General features: G+C 49.3%; 13 protein-coding genes. 6 read left to right on the top strand and 7 right to left on the bottom strand.

Annotated features, from left to right (window positions below; translation table 11 throughout):
• From J0895_RS01410 to J0895_RS01425, 4 genes are all read right to left on the bottom strand, one after another.
• The coding region (locus J0895_RS01410; RefSeq protein WP_207086362.1) for a serine/threonine-protein kinase at window positions 1-1,074 on the bottom strand (1,074 nt) is incomplete at its 3' end.
• A gap of 210 nt (window positions 1,075-1,284) precedes the next feature.
• Entirely contained in the window at window positions 1,285-2,247 is a 963-nt protein-coding gene (locus J0895_RS01415; protein ID WP_207086363.1) for a DUF1517 domain-containing protein, read from the bottom strand.
• A gap of 275 nt (window positions 2,248-2,522) precedes the next feature.
• Window positions 2,523-2,732, bottom strand: a complete 210-nt coding sequence (gene thiS, locus J0895_RS01420) for a sulfur carrier protein ThiS (RefSeq protein WP_242540972.1) — start codon at window positions 2,730-2,732, stop codon at window positions 2,523-2,525.
• Window positions 2,725-3,837 carry a thiamine phosphate synthase gene (locus J0895_RS01425; RefSeq protein WP_207086365.1) on the bottom strand — a complete coding sequence of 371 codons (1,113 nt, stop codon included), beginning with the start codon at window positions 3,835-3,837 and terminating at the stop codon, window positions 2,725-2,727. The genes thiS and J0895_RS01425 overlap by 8 nt, the downstream gene beginning before the upstream one ends.
• A 282-nt stretch (window positions 3,838-4,119) precedes the next feature.
• On the opposite strand from J0895_RS01425, the gene J0895_RS01430 reads away from it, so the two are divergent.
• Complete coding sequence (locus J0895_RS01430; protein ID WP_207086366.1) at window positions 4,120-5,781, top strand: DUF1565 domain-containing protein; 1,662 nt, start codon at window positions 4,120-4,122, stop codon at window positions 5,779-5,781.
• 279 nt (window positions 5,782-6,060) lie between these two features.
• On the opposite strand, the gene J0895_RS01435 is transcribed toward J0895_RS01430, so the two are convergent.
• Together J0895_RS01435 and dapF are read right to left on the bottom strand one after the other, a co-directional pair.
• Complete coding sequence (locus tag J0895_RS01435) at window positions 6,061-7,209, bottom strand: hypothetical protein (RefSeq protein ID WP_207086367.1); 1,149 nt, start codon at window positions 7,207-7,209, stop codon at window positions 6,061-6,063.
• A gap of 51 nt (window positions 7,210-7,260) precedes the next feature.
• Window positions 7,261-8,115: a diaminopimelate epimerase gene (gene dapF / locus J0895_RS01440; RefSeq protein WP_207086368.1), complete on the bottom strand. Its 855-nt coding sequence runs from the start codon at window positions 8,113-8,115 to the stop codon at window positions 7,261-7,263.
• A gap of 309 nt (window positions 8,116-8,424) precedes the next feature.
• Between dapF and J0895_RS01445 the strand changes: the two genes are divergently transcribed.
• Window positions 8,425-8,637, top strand: coding sequence for an Hfq-related RNA-binding protein (locus J0895_RS01445; protein WP_207086369.1), 213 nt, complete (start codon window positions 8,425-8,427; stop codon window positions 8,635-8,637).
• Window positions 8,638-8,679: 42 nt separating this feature from the next.
• Here J0895_RS01445 and J0895_RS01450 read toward each other — a convergent pair whose 3' ends face one another.
• Window positions 8,680-11,019, bottom strand: a complete 2,340-nt coding sequence (locus J0895_RS01450; RefSeq protein WP_207086370.1) for a cation:proton antiporter domain-containing protein — start codon at window positions 11,017-11,019, stop codon at window positions 8,680-8,682.
• Window positions 11,020-11,043: 24 nt separating this feature from the next.
• Here J0895_RS01450 and J0895_RS01455 point away from each other — a divergent pair, with 24 nt between their 5' ends.
• The 4 genes from J0895_RS01455 to J0895_RS01470 all read left to right on the top strand — a co-directional run bounded on the left by J0895_RS01455 (window position 11,044) and on the right by J0895_RS01470 (window position 15,856).
• Window positions 11,044-11,181 (top strand): hypothetical protein, encoded by a 138-nt coding sequence (locus J0895_RS01455; protein ID WP_207086371.1) that lies wholly within the window; start codon window positions 11,044-11,046, stop codon window positions 11,179-11,181.
• Between the two features lie 233 nt (window positions 11,182-11,414).
• Window positions 11,415-12,323 (top strand): M23 family metallopeptidase, encoded by a 909-nt coding sequence (locus J0895_RS01460; protein ID WP_422894299.1) that lies wholly within the window; start codon window positions 11,415-11,417, stop codon window positions 12,321-12,323.
• A 206-nt stretch (window positions 12,324-12,529) separates the two neighbouring features.
• On the top strand, window positions 12,530-13,078 hold the full coding sequence (locus J0895_RS01465; RefSeq protein ID WP_207086373.1) for a late competence development ComFB family protein: 549 nt from the start codon (window positions 12,530-12,532) through the stop codon (window positions 13,076-13,078).
• A gap of 1,035 nt (window positions 13,079-14,113) precedes the next feature.
• Window positions 14,114-15,856, top strand: a complete 1,743-nt coding sequence (locus J0895_RS01470) for a hypothetical protein (RefSeq protein WP_207086374.1) — start codon at window positions 14,114-14,116, stop codon at window positions 15,854-15,856.
• Window positions 15,857-16,806 lie beyond the last annotated feature (950 nt).

Consider the following 16,806-nt stretch of genomic DNA (forward strand, 5'->3'; position numbering starts at 1 on the left):
AGTCTGCCCATCCGGGCTAATGGCTACAGAATTAACCGACTCAGAATGACCCGCTAGGGTGTGGGCTACGGTGTTCACACAATAAGTCGCTTTCTTGATAACCCAACGATTCGCTTGCAGATAATTGTCCGCGCTTACTTCACCTATTAGGGGCGGCTGAGGCGGTTGTATTAATTGTTTTTCCAGTTCCTCTATGCCATGCCATAACGCCTGAGCATTCATCGGGCGCTTACGGGGAATTCTCTCCATCAAATTATCGATAAAATCTAATAACAGGGGCGAAATTCCCGACAGATGACTGCGCCAGTTAAACGCATCATTATAAGCATCATAAAACATCAAGGGATGTTGCCCAGTTAATAAATGCACAAAGGTCCGCCCCAAGGCAAAAAAATCCGATTGCGGTAACGCTTGAGCATTTTGCTGTTCCGGTGGCGTATATCCAGCAGAAGTGACTGAAGTAATGCTACCAACCCCGCCCACTTTCGCTAAATAAGTATAAGTTTCCTGCCGCGCTGTGCCGAGGTCAATTAATACTAATCGCCCATTGGGACGAATCATAATATTCAAGGGCTTAATATCTCGATGAAAAAAATGCTGTTCATGGACAAACTGTAAAATTTGGGCAATTTCTTTCAACCATTTAATCGCTTGTTCCTGGGTAATCCCTTGATGATTCTGCTGCCCTAACCATTGCTCTAAATTCAACCCCTCAATTTTTTCTATGACAATGCAGTGCAGCCCAAAATCTGATTGGGTTTGATACGGGAAGTAACCCTCCACTTGGGGAATGCCGGGATGAGAGAGTTGACGCAGAACTTCTGCTTCTCCCTTAAATAACTCAACGGCTTTCAAGTCGCTATTCCACTCTGACTTAAGAACTTTGAGTATTTTTGGGGTTCCCTGCTCAAACACTTCGTAAATATTGCCAAAACGGCTGCGATCGCTCAATAGCCTCATGACGCGATAACGCTCATTCAGGAATAAGTCAGAACCGCAACTTTGACAGTAACGGTTATTGATATTCTCTAGGCGATCGGGTTTGGAACAGTGGGGGTTGATGCAGAAGCTCATACAGTCTCAGGGGAGGCTAATAGGACAATATAGCGTTAGATTACACAAATGACACAGCAAAAACATCCGTGAAAATCTGTGTAATCTGTGGTTCCCTTTCTTCATCTAATCATTAAACCACAGATTACACAGATGACACAGAAAAAAATCCGTGAAAATCTGTGTAATCTGTGGTTCCCTCTTTTAACTCAACTGCTCAAAGCAGTGAACTTATACCAATTGTAGGTTCGGATAGTAGGCCAACATATCATCAGTAGTGAGAGTATCTCCTTTAGCTTGCGGCGTCCACAGGACCTCGAAGGCTAACAACTGTTCGCTACCAATGCCGCCAATTTGACTTAAGGCTTGACGCATTTGGTCGGAACTGTTAATGGTGGGGAGTTGGAGATTACCTAATGTTCCGACTACTAGGGTGACTACGATATATTCGCTGGGTGCGGCGCTTTCGGTTGTGACCAGTTCGCCATTCTCATCGGTGGGTAAGGCTTTGGTGGCATTGTCGTCGCGTAACTGGTTATTGACGTTGGAAAGGGTTTCTTCTTGAACTTTGGACCGTTCCGTGAGGGCGAGTTGGTTAAATTTGGCTTCGGCAACCGCTAACCGGGTTTTTTCCGCTTGGGTGGCACCGTAAACCCAGTATTCGGGATGGCGCAAGAGGGCGAGGCTGACTTCTTGCAGGACTTGGGCGCGACCTTCGGCAGACCCGGTATTGGCACTCAGGGCGAGTTTGTCGAGTTCATTTTGCAGTTCTCGCGCTTCGGCTAGGAGTCCGACTTGGACTTGCCCGATCGCCACTGTCGGATTGCTCGTATTTTCAGCGGTTTCTTCGTTACCGGCACGACGGAAGGCTTGCATCAGGAAGTTGGCAAGGGCGATCACAATGAAGATACTGAACAATCCTCCAAAACCGCCGCCAAACCCAAAGAAAGGCAGCAGGAAGGGAAATCCAAATCCACCGCCTCTCGGATAATATCCACCCCCTCCGGGTTGATAGGTGCGGGTTGGAGAAGAATAGGAGCGAGAAGGTGCACGGAAGGAACCGCCCCCGATGCGTCCCCCAGAACGAGCGGCAAAGGCAGCATCGGCGCTACCGAGGACTAAGACGATGACCAAGGCGATCGCCAGGAGGGGTTTGAAAAAGGGTTTAATTGCTGAAAGCAGTTTTCTATACATAAAGCATCTAGGAAGTCCGATTCTCATCAAAAGGGTTCCGACTCAGAAGGTATCTGCTATATCAGTACCATTCTGGAATTTGGGAGTCGGCAGGCAGATTTAACTTTCTGCCTCCCTTCTAATGTATCGTTTTCCTCTGCCAACGGAACTCGAAATCTCAACGGATTTGGGGGAGGATAGCCGAACCTAGGGGTTTTCTAATCTGTAATTAATCCGGATTGATTGAGGCGGGTTGGCATAAAAATTCCCCTGTAACGGGGACTGCCATTGGACCCTTAGCCACCGCCAACAATGGTGACGATTTCCAGGCGATCGCCCTGGTGCATCTGGGTTGTCTCCCAAAATTGCCGATGGAGGATTTCCCCATTGTACTCCACCGCCACCAACCGAGGATTTAACCCCAAATGTTCTAGGAACTGCGGGAGATTCACTCCCGGGGGACAAGACTTTTTTTCACCATTTACTTGTAAGGCTATTTCAGGCATGAGACTGGACATTCCGTTGTTCAACAGCTTTGAGGGTTTGAATCCGATTCATTTGAGACAGAAAATATTGGGTGACTAACGTCGGCTGTTCCACATCCATGATGCCGCGCACCACCGCCACCCGTTCCGCACCACAATCGAGCACATCGGTGAGGTTGTGCATATCGATGCCGCCGATCGCGAACCAGGGGACCGAAGAGTGTTCGGATGCATAGCGGACATAAGCCAAACCCGCTGGAGTTTTACCCGGTTTTGTCGGAGTTTCATATACCGGACCCACCCCAATATAGTCTGCCCCTTCTGCGATCGCCCGTTGCATTTCTTCCGGGTTCGTGGTAGAGCGACCGATTAAACGTTGAGGGCCAAGCAACTGGCGTGCAAAGGCGATCGGCATATCCTGTTGTCCCAGATGAACCCCATCCGCATCTGCAGCTAAAGCCAAATCCACCCGGTCATTCATAATAAATAACGCCCCGTAGTTATGACAAATCTGGCGAAGTTGTTCCGCATTCCGGAGACGCTCGCCATCATCTGTATTTTTGTCACGGTACTGCACCAAGGTTAAGCCCCCTTCTAGGGCCGCTTCTACCACCGCAAACAACTTGTCATTCTCAGACGTAACCAGATATAAAGGGGATTGATCCAGCAGATGACGACGCCGGTAAGCCAGTAAATTACTTTCCAGGGTATAAACCCGGTAACGCATCTGCTTAAACACAGCGCCCATATCCGGATGGTACAGCTTGCCATATTCTTCCAGAACCCGCAGCGCTTCTTCCACCCGGCAGCAGTTCGCTTGCAACAGGGATTCAATGCCTGAGCGTTCTTCTTCTTGGGGGTGGCTCAAATCTGTACCAGGGTCCTCGGGGGTATTGCGGGCCGCCCGCAGTTCCGGTGCGTGCCAACTTGCCAGTTCCTGGCGCATGGACTTACACTCATGGGCTAGGGAGGAACTTTGCAGGCCAAAGCGACACCATTCTTCAATAATCCGCAAGCCTTCTCGCGCCCGGTCTAAATTAGCATCTAAAATGCGACAGAGCGCCGGTTGCAACTGGAGGGTCCCGAAATCCGATACCCTTGCTAAACCGCTGTTGTTTTCAGCCATCGAAACCCCCTTTGTTTGCTATATCCGAACAGTCTGTTTTACCCTTGGACATGAGGCGTGAATATTGAGGAACTCTATGATGCAAACTTATAATATCCTGTGCGCTTTTTTAATTTTTTTTAAGCGGTGAAAGTTATTGTGGCACAAAAAATTAGACATCCGTTAATTTCATTGGATAATCAGGAGGGAGAAAATTTACACTTGGGCATTTTATCGGCATCTACATCAGATGAACTACAACTGCTTTTGACGATTCGTTTAGAAGAAGATAGGAGGAGACTCGTGAGTTTCAGAAGCCCCCATCAAGCGCGTTCATATAAGTCTCGCATCGTGGCCCCGTTGTCCGTTGCTACGACTGCGTTGTTTTGGTTCTATGGGCCAACGGCGATCGCCCAAGGCGTTCTTGAATTCCAAACCGCCCAAAATTCAGAAACCGAAGTTACAGCACAAAATAAGCTATTTGTCAATCCCAATCAGGGGAATGACTCCAGCGGCAACGGGAGCGAATCCGCCCCCTTTAAAACAATTACTCAAGCGTTGCGACAAGCCAAACCCAACAGCACGATCCGGCTGAGTCCCGGCACTTATAGCGCTGAGACTGGGGAGAGCTTTCCCCTAATGCTCAAACCGCAAGTGACCCTGGAAGGGGATACCAGCACCCGAGGACGGGGAATCATTATCCAAGGAGGGGGTGTCTATCTCAGTCGCACTTCCGCAAGGCAAAATGTGGGTCTTGTCGCCGCTGATGGGGCCACCCTCTCCGGAGTCACCCTGACCAATGACAATACCAGTGGTTATGCCTTGTGGATTGAATCCGCCTCAATGGAGGTTACGGATAATACATTCACTGGCAGTGGACATGATGGGATTTCCGTCGTAGGCAATAGTGCACCGAGAATCCGGGGGAATCATTTTGTAGAAAATGGGGCAAACGGCATCACCATTTATGGAACCTCCCGACCCCAGCTTGTGGAGAATGTGTTTGAGCGCACTGGATTTGGAATCAATATCGGCCAGAAAGCTGAGCCCATTTTGACCGGGAATCAGGTGAGGCAGAATCGAGATGGGGTGGTGATTCATGGATTTGCCCGTCCGGTGTTGCGGAATAATCAGATTGAAAGCAATCAGGACAATGGGGTGGTTGCCGTTGGCAATTCTCGTCCGGATATGGGAACCTCGGGGAATCCTGGTGGGAATGTGGTCCGGAATAATGGGCAGATGGATATTAATGGGAGTGCGACGAAAGAGATTATTCCGGCTTTTGGGAATCAAGTCGCCAGCGATCGCACCAGTGGACGCTTGGACTTGAATGGGACGCTCAACCCTAATCTCAGCGCCCCGGTTGCCACTGCACCGCCACGCCCTTTACCCCTGCCCGCAGCGACTCCGGCCCCCACACCACCGCCAACCCCGGCCTCTTTTCCGAGTCCAACCGCCGCAACTCCCCAGCCTAACCCGCCCTTATCGGCAACGGTGAGCTTGTCGGTTCCCGCACCGGGTGAAGGGATTGCCATTCCGGTGCCGCCCCCCCAAACCGGGACTGCACCGGCACCGCGAACCCCAGCACCGGCACCGGCGATCGGCAATCGATCCGGGGATACTCTGCCCAACCTCTTACCCGTCCCCAATGCCACTCCCCCGCTTGGAAATGGCGGCGCTGGAGTCCCCGTCGTCGGTGTTCCCAGTGGAGGTGCGGGTAATGGACCCCCGTCACCTCCGAGCCATGCGGCAGCCCTGGGACTTCGCTATCGGGTGATTGTCAATGCCACCAGTAGCAGAGATCAAGCTCGGGTCCGTCGCGTCGTCTCCGATGCCTTCCGGACCCAAATTAATGGTCGGATGGTGATGCAGGTTGGAGCCTTTGCGACCCAAGATAAAGTAGATGAAATGATGCAACTGCTTCAACGTAATGGGTTAACTGGGGTGGTTGTGAATATCGAATAACCGCTTAATTAACCTAGAACAATTTCCTTTCAGGAGTCGTGATTCTCAGCAATTCAGATTAACGAATTGTGAACGATTAGACTCCTGAATTTTTTTGCCAAAATTGAATAAAACCCACCCCCTTCAATTGGAGTATAAACCCGGTTTCTGGTCCTGGGTCAACAGTTGAGAAACCGGGTTTCTTTCCCTATTCTTGCTCCTTCAACTCAATTGGAGCAGAAACCCGGTTTCTGGTCCTGGGTTAAGAGTTTCCCCACCTAAAGGGGTGAGGGGGTTTGGTTAAATCTCAGACTGGATTTTTTCCACAATCCATTCAAAGGTTTTAAGCACCTGTTCCAGAGCACTTTCATCTTGTAAGGTAGACAAGGGAAAGGTCGGTAATCGGGTTTCATTTGAATCAGTAGGAAGGGACAATCCAATCGAACTGAAACGAGAGCGCAATTCTTGCCAGTTTTCTGGAGAATCAAACGGGGGTTGAGTCGCATAACTGCTACTGGAAATCACAAAGTCACCGGAAATATCTACTGTAAATAGGACAATGGATTTGCGGCCTTTTTGCTTTAATTTGGCGAGAAATCCACCATAGAGTTCTCCCGTTCCCCAGACCACTTCCACGGACGGTTCATGATGTCGGGCCCATTGTTGAATCTTGCGGGCCATTTGCGCTTCTTCATAACCTTGGCGTGTTTCAAATTCATGGAAGAAAGACGCTTCATCCCAGCGCCGTCTCTCCCGAGTTGCACTGGCTTTTTTCTGTTGCGCTTCAGCGGTTTGACCAATGATTCGGGGAACTAATGTTTTGAGTCCATCCTCGCTGACATACTGTTTAATTTCCAGGGCCAAAACTTCGGTTGGGTCTAATTGTTCATTCAGAAATTCCACCACTCGTCTGAGTTCAGGAGAAATTTCATCGGAGACAAAGACTAATCTAAGTTTTCCCGCTTGGAGATTGGTTTTGACTTTATCCCAGAAGCGGTCTTCATGAGCATCAATTCCGAGAAATTCTTCAAAGACTTGTTCTGGGTCGCGACCAACATCGCGGCAATTGGATTCAAATTGGGTAATGATTGATTCAATGGGCCAATAGATTAAAACATTGGCCGCATAGTCGAGCATTTGACCGACAATTTCCCGGCGAATTCGGGTATCTTGAGTATGTTTGACGGCAACTAAGGTGGGAATGGCATTTTGGTCGATAAATAAGTGTTCAAAGGACCATTGACCATTGACTTCATCCTCTGCCGGAAGTGGCATTTCCCGGGAAATTAATAACCATTGGCGAGGGGTCGCCCGGTCAATTTGGTCTCCGGCGATTAGGTTGGGATATTTTTCGAGTAATTCTTGCAGTCGATCTTCGTTGTCGTAGGCTTGTTCTATCATTTCTACAAGTCGGTCTTCGTCTTGTATGAGGTAAATGCCTCCACCCATCTCTGTTCTCCGTATTGTGATTAGTATCGCGATCTGGATGTAGGCGCGGATCTAGATCCGGCCTGAAAATACCCGTTCGGCAGGACCAGTCATGTAAAGTCGGCCATCGGATTCAGACCATTCGATGATTAGAGGGCCACCGGGGAGTTCGATGGTCGCTTGCCGATCGCATCGACCGGTTAGGACCCCGGCCACTAAGGTGGCACAGGCCCCGGTCCCACAGGCAAGGGTGGCACCGGCACCCCGTTCCCAAACTCGCATTTTGAGATGCGATCGCCCCATCACTTGAATAAATTCCGTATTGGTCCGCTTCGGAAAGGCCGGGTGATTCTCAAATTGAGGACCAACCCCCGCTAAGTCCACGGCATCCACATCCTCTACAAAGGTAATGCAGTGGGGATTTCCCATGCTGACGCAGGTCACATCCCAGGTCTTTCCGGCCACGGATAAGGGGACGTTGATAGCCTTGGACTCTGGAGGACAAAGGGTTGTGGGAATTTCTGAACTCAGCAACCGTGGCAGGCCCATATCTACCGTAACTTGACCATCGGATTTCAGGGTTAGGGTCATCACCCCGGCGAGGGTCTGAATCCGATATTCTCCAGTTCCCGTCCCTGAACTCCGGGTGGGGACTCCGAGGTCCACGAGAAACCGCGCTAAACAGCGGATGCCATTCCCGCACATTTCCGGTTCCGAGGCATCGGAGTTATAGATCCTCATGGTGTAGTCGGTGTCCGTTTCCGTAGGGGGAAGGACAAAAATCACCCCATCGGCACCGATGCCAAAGTTGCGATCGCATAACTGTTCGGCCTCGGAGGGCGTTATCATAGGTTCCAGGTTCTGACGGTTGTCAATCAGAATGAAATCATTTCCCAAACCTTGATATTTGGTAAACTCTAAAGTCATGACTTGTACTCGCGATTATTCGGGTTCTTGTCCTGGTTTTATTCGATAATACCCGATATTAAAGTTCCCACTTTTGAGACCAGAATCTTGATCTCTCGGTAAAAGCGCGATCGCCGTCTTGCTTCCTCACATTCTCAAGGTTATTCAGGGTATGAACCCTGACCGGGCCTGAGTTGATTCCATGACAGGTTAACATGACTCATAGAGCCGCTTGCTCCCTGAATATCGAGGCAAAATAACCGGCCTGCCGGAATGTTGTCCGATGTGCTGCGATTTTGATGCCAAATTTTCTCTCGTTGAGACCCCATTATGTCTGACTTCGATACTAACTTACCTAGCATTCGCCAAGTTCAAAATTTTATTAAAGACAAACACGAGATAGAACTCAAACTGGTCACCGGAGATTTGTTAGCCGGTAAAATTTTCTGGCAGGATAAACACTGCATTTCTATCCTGGATCACTACGACAAACAAACCATTGTCTGGCGTCATGGGATTGTTTATCTGAAGCCGAAATCTTGACCCTTGTCCGGTTTGGCCCCATTTTGCCCAGACCGGACCCCCTTAGCCCCGATCGCTAGGTAACCCCTCCTTCAGGGGTTCACTTTGGTGAGCTTTGCTCATGGCAACAGTTATCGGCGCAGAAGATTGGCCCGGATTGGGGGCCAGCCAGAGTTGGAGCCGTTTTAGGGACAGGAGACTGCCGCATAGCAGGAGGCGATCGCCCCCTTGCACCTGTGTCCCACCATGAGGAAACCGAATAAACTGCCCTTCCCGGCGAATCGCTTGCACCTGCACCTCATACTCCGCCCGTAAATCCAGTTGCGCCAAGGTTTTATCGGTGATGGGACTCTGTTCGGGGACCATCAGCCATTGACAGGAGCGATTTTCTTTAGGAATCGCCACCTCTCCTCGGGCTAACTGCTCAAATGTGGTCAGTTCTTCCCCTTGTCCCACCACCAGGAGTTTATCCCCCATCACCAAAGCGGTATCTGCGGTGGGATAGTCGATTTCTTCCCCATTGGCGCGACGAATTGCCATTAAACTCACCCCACTGAGTCGGCGCAGATCCGTTTGTTCTAAAGTCATCCCCGCTAGAGGCGACCCTTCGGGTAAGGGATACCATTTGCTGTTCATATCTAATGCTGCCACCTGTAACTCCCGGGAGATTTCTGAGGGCGATCGCGCCAGACGCAATTCTAAATAATGATGACTCCGAATTTGTTCGATTTCTCGACGAATCCCCGGCAAAGGTAATCCCACCCCGAGTAACAAATGAGTCGCCAGTTCTAAACTCACCTCAAATTCCGATTGCACCACTTCCGAGGCCCCCAATTGATAGAGGAGTTCAATCTCCTTTTCTTGGTTTGCCTGAACCACCACATCCAATTCTGGGGATAGTTCCAGCGATCGCTTCAGACACAACCGCGTACTCATCGGGTCTGGCAGGGCCACGGCCAGCGCCTTCGCCTGATCCACTCCCGCTGCCTCCAAAACGTGCAACGATGCCGCATTCCCATAAATATAGGGAATCCCCGCCACCCGCAGTTGCCCGATCGCCCGTTCAGAACTATCAATCACCACCAACGGATAGTTATGCGCTTGCAGCAGTTGGACGACTTTTTTCCCCACCCGTCCATACCCACAAACCACCACGCGATCGGGCAACGGAATCTCCTCTGAAGCGGCCTGGGGGCCACTGGTATCCTCAAAAAATCGCGCCAACCCCCCCTGATTTTCTGCCCAATCCAGCAATTTCGGCACCAGTCGCAGTACAAATGGTGTCACCACCAAAGTTACCGCAGTCGTCCCTAAAATCAACAAATACACCGGACGGGAAACCAACCCCGTCGCCAGTCCCTGGGCCGTCAATACAAAGGAAAATTCCCCAATTTGTGCCAGTCCCAACCCCACAATCAACGCCGTTCTCAAGGGATAGCCAAAGCTGGTCACAATCGGGGTAATAATTAAAAATTTGCCCACAAAGACTAAACAGACTAACCCCAGAATCAACTCCAGATTCTGCCAGAGAAACACTGGGTCAATCAGCATTCCCACAGAGACAAAAAACAGGGCAGCCAAAATATCTCGCAGGGGTTCGACATAAGTCAGGGTTTGGTCGGCATATTCCACTTCGGAAATCATCAACCCGGCTACGAAGGCCCCCATTTCAATGGAAAAACCCAGGTAGTAAGTGACTAAGGCAATTCCCAAACATAAGGCAATCACCCCGAGTAAAAACAGTTCTTGACTCTCTCTTTTAGCCAAAAACCTCAACAACTGAGGAACGATGAATAACCCAAAGGCCAACGCTGCCACGGCAAACAGGGCTATTCGCACCACTGCAGAAATCACCGCCATCCCGATCGCCTCCGGGGGTTCGTTCAGGGCAGGTAACACCGCTAACATGAATCCCAAGGCTAAATCTTGCACCACCAAAATCCCCAGCATTACCTGACCATGTAGGGTGGGGAGTTCATTGCGTTCCATCAAACATTTCAGGACCACAGCGGTGGAGGAGAGGGAGAGAATTGCCCCTAAGAAGACTCCCTGGGACCAAGAGGTACACCAGCCCATCACCAGAGAAACGAAGGTAGTCACGGCGATGGTTAAGACAATCTGGAGGGTGCCACCCCCGAGACTAATCCCTTTGACTTTTTTAAGTTCTGCAAAGGAAAACTCAACTCCCAGGGCGAATAACAGGAGGGCCACGCCAAATTGAGCTAGGGTTTCCACTTGAATGAGTTCTTTAATCCATCCCAAACCGGCAGGACCCACGATAATTCCCCCCAGTAAATAGCCCAGAATTGCCGGTTGACCGAGGAGGGACGCGAATAAACCACCACTAGCAGCAGCGGCCAGCATAGTTACTAAGTCAAGGATGAGTCTAAAGTCTTCTTGCACGGGTGTTTGTCAAAAATGAGAAAAATGTTACAGGTTATAACAATTCAGCATAACGATTTTTGGGGGGAAGCATCAGGGATGATGGAGGGAACGACAGCAAGTCGTTACTACGAACAGGGGATAACGACAGCAAGTCGTTACTACGAACTTATCTCCCAATAACAAATAACAAATAACAAATGACAAATAACAAATAACAAATGACAAATAACAAATAACAAATGACAAATGACAAATGACAAATGACAAATGACAAATGACAAATCCTCCCAAAAACAGCATGATAAAATGTGGAACTTACCGCGATCGCCCGTAAGTCTATCTAGCACGCTTAAAACAGACGAACAAAAAGAATTATGACTCACCTGCATAGCTCTAATCCGATCGCCCCAGGGATGCTGGGTTGGCTCTTCAAAGGGGCCAATCCCTGGCTGAAACAACAAGTCCAAACCAAAACGGCCCCGGTGATCGGATTGACGGTTTCGGCACTCTTAGCCCTTGCCACCTCTGTGCAAGCATTACAAGTCCAGGTGAAACCTGAGAATCCGCAACTGGGGGATACCCTCTCCGTGGTGATTTCAACTGACGCTTCAGATTCAGCTACGCCAACGGTGATGTCTCCAGATGGCCCGGTCCCAGCCTTTCCTCTTGGGGGTAATCGGTATCGGGCGATGATCCCTACGACGCCTTTACGTCAAGCGGGACGATGGGAAATTCGGGTGGAAGGGGAAGGTCAAACCCGCAATATTGCGGTGTGGGTGAGCGATCGCGAGTTTCCCACCCAATCCATTTGGCTACCCCCGGGTAAAGATGAGCTCGAAGGGACCGATTTGGAATTTGACCGCGTTGATGAGTTTAAAAAACTCCTCACCCCCGAGAAATTTTGGAATGGTGCGTTTTTGCGCCCCAATAACGGACCGATTACCACGATTTATGGGGTCCGTCGGTATTACAATGGGGTCTTTGCCGATGACTATTACCATCGCGGTGTAGACTATGCCGGACCCCAGGGGTCTTCTGTTGTGGCTCCTGCTGCCGGTCGAATTGCCTTGGTGGGACGGGAATCAGAAGGGTTTGAAATTCATGGCAATATCGTGGGGATCGATCATGGTCAGGGCTTAACCTCCCTTTATTTACATCTGAGTCGGATTGATGTCAAGGAAGGCGATATGGTGCAGGCGGGTCAAGTCATCGGTGCAGTCGGGTCAACCGGCGCTTCGACCGGACCTCACCTACACTGGGGATTATACGTTCATGGACAATCCATCGATCCGGTTCCCTGGCGATATGAGGGAGTAGAATAACTCTGATTAGGCATTGAGTACAGTAAACCCGCCCTTGTCTTAGGGATTTCCTAGAGTTTTCTGGAGTTAGAGCTAGGTTAGGGCGGATTGTAGGGCAAAATCTGTGCAGGGTTGTCCTTGCGATCGCAGAGTTTTGAATGAGGCGATCGCCTCATTGAAACTGTTGGATCAACTGAAAAAAGTGCCGTGGAGCAGAACGAGGCCGTATGAGTATAGAAAAAATCGTAGAACAGGCACTACAAGATGGTTATCTAACACCAGCAATGGAAGCTGAGGTGGGCCGAATTTGTAACACCGCCTCGGAATTGTCTATTGAAGAGTACATGGCTCTCGATCGCCTGATGGGGTCGCTGTTAACTGGAGAAGTGGTGGTTTTACCACGGAAACAGTTTATTAATGTCATGGAAGAGTTGGTACTCTCCGAGGCGATCGCCCGGGTTGCAGAAATTGAGGCGACGAGCGATCGGACCCTGGATGTGGGCGATATTGCCGCCTACGCACTCAACCGACTTCCTCCGCTTTATGCAACCACGGAGGAAGGCGCAAACTATCAGCGGGTTCGAGCCAAGGATGAACTGCAAGAGCTCATCTCTAAACAAGTTGATGAGGCGATCGCCCGGTATCTGGACCGCCCAGAATTCCCCGGTAGAGTCGCCCTGGGTAAAAGTTCGGGCAAAGAAATGCTCACTCAAGTTAACAGCATCCTTCAGTCCTACGCGACTATCTTTGAATCCCAACCCAATACCCCTAGTTAAAAGACTCAAATCCCACCGCCCTCGGTGCTCTGTATTCCGATTCCGGTTGGCTTTTTTAACGGTTTTGGTTTCCAAAATTTACCCCGGGAGGGGAACTGTTTTGGTCATAAAATTAAGGCGCTCCATTCAGGGGCGTCTTTCTTTTTGAAGGCTATCCCAATCCACTCACCGATGGGTCTAAATATTTCATAAAAGTGCCAAATTCCTCCCCATTCCCCCTGTCTGAAAATTGATATTGGTTTTGACTCGTCTATAGCTTGGACTTGCCGGATTTATGTCCCCTGCTGCTCCTTGCCGGATGTTTTGGGCCGCCGTCGGTTGGGGGAAAGGTCTTATTCCACAACTGATAAAGTCCAAGCTATAGAGTTTGTGACGCAGGTCAATCAATCATCCAACTCACCCCACAACTATTCATCTCCCTTGTCACGCACCAGTGGGTTATAGTCCCCCTCAATGATGTAGTCCGGGGAGATTTGGGTATTTAGCGGTAGCTCTGCGTCACACACCCCAGGATTTCATGCCCTGTCGCCCCTCTGGGGTATGTTAGTCCTATCGATGATCAGCAAAGGTGCTAATGTACCATAATTTGGGCATTTTGGTCCTTTTACTCATCTAAATTGAAGACTCTAATCGGTTAAAATGCCAGAAATCGCTCATTTTTTACCATTAATAAACATCTCACTCACTGCTAATTCGGGGGATAAATCAGTTTTTTTTAATGGCGTTTTAGGGGCAACAAATAAACCGAGTTAATCTCCAATAGTAGAGGGAATAGCTAAGAGTTAAAATTAGCCGCAACTGGATAAAACGAGGAGCCGGAATTTAGGCTTTGTCCCTGGGAAAACTTTCCTGAACAAATGCACCAACCCGGACCTGAGTTCAACACTTTGTTTAATTCCTGGGAATTCTAACAGATTAAGCTCGTTCTGCACCCTTTAATTTTCAGCGATCGCCAATTTTCTCCAGAAGCAGCAAATTCCTCTTGTAAATCATAAAAGTAGATTTTTTACCCTTCTTTAATTATAAAGGACAACCATGAACTCAATCAGTGGTAAACTATACCGACCGATCGCCCAATGGACTGGACAATTAATCTTACCCTCTTTGGCCCAACGTCACAGTGATGGCGGGATTTATATCACCCTAGAAAATACCCCAGACACCTACAGTCATCTCAAGGGTCAAACTGTCTGGCTCAAATGGCATTCAAATTCAATCCATCAAAGCTGGATACAACGGGCGATTACCGATATTCACTTTGATGAAACGACTCGTCAAAGTATGGAGAATTTTAGTATCCACCCCACCCGGTTAGAGGGATGGTCAAATGTTAGCCCCTTAGAGTCTCTCGCAGGTGCTAGACCCGATGATGATATCCAGGTGGAACTGGATGTGCAGACGGTGGAACAAGTGGGAAATACCTGGGTTGTGAGTATCGGCGATGAACCGATCCAAATTGTTGGGGTTCAAAAAGCCTTTGTGCGCTTTGTGGCATCGGCAGGAGACAACCGCTACCGCGTCAGACATTATCATCCCCAAACCCGCAATTTTGATGGGGTAGAAGAGACGATCGCCCTGCCAGATGCCGGATTTATGCATCCGGGACATCAGGTAGAACAAAGTTCGATTATCGAGATTGAAACCTCTCCCCTCAATGCTGATGGATGGTATATTTATGGCAATCGCCATCCAGACGGAGTATTTATCGTGGGGGCGATCGAACCGGCAGCAGCCCTTTCCCTTGCGCCAACGCGGATGTTAAGTGGGCGGGAGGAAACTCGTCAGCACTTTGTAGAATCCAAGTGGGAACAGATTCCCCTACATCGGATAGAACGCACCCTGGTGGATAACAATGGCGGTATCCTCTATGGCAACCAGCGATCGCCAGATTTGATGCAAAAACGCACCCGAGAATTGTGGTATAAAGGGGATGTGGGCTTAGTGGTGCATACCTTCGGTTGGCGCGGGGGAGAACGGGGCGATCGGGCTATCCTGGGCCTGGTTCCGGGACATTTTGCCTTTGGGTTTGCCCAAGTGATTGCCGATGAATTTACGGGGGATTTACGCTTTGATTTAGTATATCGCCAAGTATATGGACATAACCGGGAAGGAGTGGTTGCCGGTGCTCATCGCTGGCACTCGTATATGGGAAGTTTTAAGCGGGGGTGGATGTACACCCTGCCAGTTTCCGATGTAGTCATACGCATTCCTGAACTCACAGTCCCCTACCAATTTGGCGATCGCCAGTTTGACCCCCTGCAAACCATCCTCCAGGAACTCGCCTTCATGGAAACCCGATATCGCACCGGACCCGGAAACGGGGCCTCAGTGGTCACTCCGGCTACATCCTGCGTCAAAGATTCCAGTCAATCCCTCTTTGCCGCAATCCAACGCCTCAAAACAGAAGTAATCAGCGATCGCACCGTCAAACAGTGGGTAGAAAATCACCCGAACCACTTCGATGTTCAACGGTTTAAACGTTTGGAATTATTACTCGAACAAGTGGAAAAATCCATGTTAATTCCTCTCGGTTATGTTCCTCAAAATTGGCGAGGAGAGAATCAGGAAGTTGCAGCCCATCGCCGGGGAGGATCGTTTAATGCATCTACGATTTTAGAAGCATTGAAAGCCTGGAAAACAATGTTACCCCGCCGCGCTGAAATGGAACTGATGCGGGTATTAATGCAATATGGCGGGACGATGTTTGATTATCAATCAGCAATGATTGGTGGAAAAATTTCGGGATTAGTTCCGAATCCGCCTACGGTGATTTTGTAATTTATCCTAACGAGGGGTAGGACTTTGATAGATGAATTGCTTCTATCTTGGTTCCCAGCCTCTCCCAGGGGAAAGCCTATTTAAAGTCAAGAATTTCCGGTTAGATATTTTAAGGTTTACCCGTTTTAAAGCGTCGGTTCCCTAGCCATAGCCTGGAAGTGAAAACTCAGGTTCTGGACTCTGCTGGACCGGCGCTATTCATGCTTTTAAGGTCTGACAGATGCTCTGGGTGGCGTTGACGGATTGGATCAAATTTTATTAACGGATTAACAAGGGAGTATAGATATTTTATAATTCAGCCATTTATTGTTAAAATGGAAACTGGGCTTATAGCCAAATCTGGGTCAGAGTTTAACCCAATGCACCCGAGGAAAAACTTTCAGATCCAATCAGAGCAGAGTAGGCAGGGAATCAGTTAAAATCCCTTTGGGGAATATCAGAGAAGTTGCATTTAGAGCAGTCCTGGGTTAAAATTTCTGATTGTTCAGGATGCGATCGCTGATTGTTATGATCCAAACTCCTATATTTAAGGCAAGTTGCGACAATAACATCCTAAAATTAAGAATGGCCTGTAGCAAATACTTTAGGACCCGAGTTATCAGTTCGAGGGGATCTCTAAATCAGTAGGCAAACGATCAGGTCTGTAGGGTTAAGGGTAATTACCGCTTTTTGCGGGGGGTCCGCCTGGGGGCAACTTCATGACTTAGAAGAAGTGCAAACAGGAGTCCCTAAAATGAGCGAAATGAGAATGATCAGAGCAAAACCTGTCAACCGATCTGATAATACCCAGCAGCAACTTAGGTGTAGCGGCTCACACCAGAGAAACACGGTAGGGCTGGTAGCCTCGTGTCTTCAGACCGAGGTGGAAAGCCCACACGAGCGGTTTTAACCGCCTACACTGTAGTCCAACCATGATGAGGGTCGTTAATGTAGCGCCCTATCGTATTTTC

Origin of the sequence: Phormidium pseudopriestleyi FRX01, from assembly GCF_017313335.1 — a bacterium.
GTDB classification, from domain to species: domain Bacteria; phylum Cyanobacteriota; class Cyanobacteriia; order Cyanobacteriales; family Laspinemataceae; genus Laspinema; species Laspinema pseudopriestleyi.

Coding starts and splice junctions, on each gene's coding strand:
- J0895_RS01455 (WP_207086371.1), top strand. CDS start 11,044: ATGTTACAGGTTATAACAATTCAGCATAACGATTTTTGGGGGGAAGCA.
- dapF (WP_207086368.1), bottom strand. CDS start 8,115: ATGACTTTAGAGTTTACCAAATATCAAGGTTTGGGAAATGATTTCATT.
- J0895_RS01435 (WP_207086367.1), bottom strand. CDS start 7,209: ATGGGTGGAGGCATTTACCTCATACAAGACGAAGACCGACTTGTAGAA.
- J0895_RS01425 (WP_207086365.1), bottom strand. CDS start 3,837: ATGGCTGAAAACAACAGCGGTTTAGCAAGGGTATCGGATTTCGGGACC.
- J0895_RS01445 (WP_207086369.1), top strand. CDS start 8,425: ATGTCTGACTTCGATACTAACTTACCTAGCATTCGCCAAGTTCAAAAT.
- J0895_RS01460 (WP_422894299.1), top strand. CDS start 11,415: ATGCTGGGTTGGCTCTTCAAAGGGGCCAATCCCTGGCTGAAACAACAA.
- J0895_RS01465 (WP_207086373.1), top strand. CDS start 12,530: ATGAGTATAGAAAAAATCGTAGAACAGGCACTACAAGATGGTTATCTA.
- J0895_RS01415 (WP_207086363.1), bottom strand. CDS start 2,247: ATGTATAGAAAACTGCTTTCAGCAATTAAACCCTTTTTCAAACCCCTC.
- J0895_RS01470 (WP_207086374.1), top strand. CDS start 14,114: ATGAACTCAATCAGTGGTAAACTATACCGACCGATCGCCCAATGGACT.
- thiS (WP_242540972.1), bottom strand. CDS start 2,732: ATGCCTGAAATAGCCTTACAAGTAAATGGTGAAAAAAAGTCTTGTCCC.